This is a genomic window from Verrucomicrobiales bacterium, from assembly GCA_016793885.1.
Lineage (GTDB): Bacteria > Verrucomicrobiota > Verrucomicrobiia > Limisphaerales > UBA11320 > UBA11320.
On sequence record JAEUHE010000202.1, the window covers coordinates 1 to 2,059 of the forward strand.

General features: G+C 55.3%; 2 protein-coding genes. Both read right to left on the minus strand.

The genetic code is table 11. The annotated features are described in order from the left end of the window. Positions 1-347 precede the first annotated feature (347 nt). Entirely contained in the window at positions 348-674 is a 327-nt protein-coding gene (locus tag JNN07_23235) for a zf-TFIIB domain-containing protein (GenBank protein ID MBL9170665.1), read from the minus strand. A 398-nt stretch (positions 675-1,072) separates the two neighbouring features. Then, positions 1,073-1,633 (minus strand): hypothetical protein, encoded by a 561-nt coding sequence (locus JNN07_23240; GenBank protein ID MBL9170666.1) that lies wholly within the window; start codon positions 1,631-1,633, stop codon positions 1,073-1,075. Between the last annotated feature and the right edge of the window lie 426 nt (positions 1,634-2,059).

The following is a 2,059-nucleotide window of genomic DNA, read 5'->3' on the forward strand; positions in this document are numbered from 1 at the left end:
TTGGCAAGTTCGCGCGCAGAGGCTGCGTCCAACCCGGGAATGTAAAGCATCCGAGAGCAGCCTCTCCCTACACTCCATCCCAACTCTCCCAACACCTCTCATTCTTCAGCTCTCGGCTGCTCTACATTCCTTTGGTTGTTAATGGGACTGACCTTGCGACCTTATTGAGTGATTCGTCGTCATACCGGCGATTCCTGATAGTCACGCCGAACGACCTCCCGATGAGGCACCCCGACCTGTGAGGTGACAATCGGCAAGTCTGACTGCGGTTGAAATGGTCATGACGGGCTGGGCAAATCCGGAGGCTGGTAGGGGTTGTCCTCGATCGGGCTTGTTCGGTGTGGGACTCAGCGCAGGATAAGCAGGAACAAATTCCCAACAACATCGAGCAAAGACCAGGCGACAAGCGCCGGCTGATTCTCAGTGGGGACACGACTCTCGTCAGCAATGACGACCTCTGATCCTTCTGGGAAAAGCCGCCTGACTCGTCGCAGCTCGCCCGAATCAAGCCAGATCCCGCAGCATCTAGGGCAGCGGTCCAGTCGGCAACCATCGATTGAAAACGCGGCGCACTCCGCCAGACAATCAGGACATTGTATTTCTCCAACCTCTCCATGCGGCATAGCTCCAAGTTCTGTGATTCCTTTCTCCGCCAGCACACGGTTCAAAGCCACTCCGGGAATCCAAAACCCGCTGCAATGCTCACAACTGTAATAACGGTAGCCGTTCGCGTCATTGCTTGCGAGGATCTGCCGGTCTCTCGGGCATCTATTCATAACTCCACTGAACGTCCCCACTGATCCGCAGCCCGCCGACGGAGAACCAACTCGGGTGAAACCTGGGATGCAGGAACGGTGATCATGTAGAAAACTCGGAGGCTAAGGGCTGTTGGTCTCGAGTGGTTAGCCGGATCTTCTGCTCCGCCTTGGCGCGAGAGCGAAGAACTCGAGCTGCTGATACGAAATTAAGTCGGAGCGTTCTTTGAGTGCCCTGCTCAACGGATGAAATATTCCGCTCAAGAATCATTATGTCAGTTGACGCCGCGGGCTAGATAGGTGGTTAGGCCGAGGTCTCATGGTAAAAGTCGATAATCACTAAGCAGATGATGCACCAAACGTGCTGACGTGTCCGCCTCGTCAAGAAACCGTTTGATGTCTGGCCAACTAACATCGCAAGTCTTGATAACCGAGTTGTACTCGAACTCGACTCGAAAGCCGCCATTCGTAAGCACAAGATGGCGAACTGCGAAATCACTCGCCTCGTGGCCGTGGTCGAAGACCGCCAAACGCTGGTGTAACAGGCGCTCGCTGAGAACCACTGGTGGGCCATCTCCTCGCACGGCAAACAACTGCGGATAGGAATACCAATTGTCACCGACAGGTGGAGGTCCAACAAACACCATCATCCCGTCGCGTGAGAAGCTGCTGGCAGAGGCAGGATGAAAGTAGCCGGTGTAAACGTTGCCCCAAACGACGTGACGCCCTCGATGTAGAGCCGTCCCTGGATGGCCGTCTGGATTCCAGCTTTCAGGTGTGACCAACACGTAGCCCGAAGCCACTCGTTCTCGCTTGCTACAGCCGATGAGCGTCAGAAGCGCAACAGCGAGCAGGAGATTAAGTAGTCGGCGGTGCATGGTAGAGCGGCCTAACGTCCAATCGTGACTGACCGCCGCCATAAGAGGGCGATCGACGAAGTGGCTGATACAGTGATGGTCATGAGATCCGGAATCCCGATGCTGGCGGAGGTTCAGTCGACGATCTCGTTAGGAGAGTCGATGTCACCAAGCCCATGAAACAATAAGTCCGACTACAAATCCGATCTCCCCAGGTGTCGCCTTCCGACCGTGGACCTCCTCAAGACGACTGAGTGCATACTTAGCTACTGCGGCGCCTGGTAGACCAGTGTAGAAACCCAACATAAAGCTCACATCTCGCTGATTCTTCTGATCAAGCTGCTCCGCATCTGGGACGGATGACGACGAACGTCGTGGTGCAGGCCACAACACCCAGATCAATAGGGCAGTCGCCACGAGACCGAGGCAGATGGCTTTAAGGCTTTG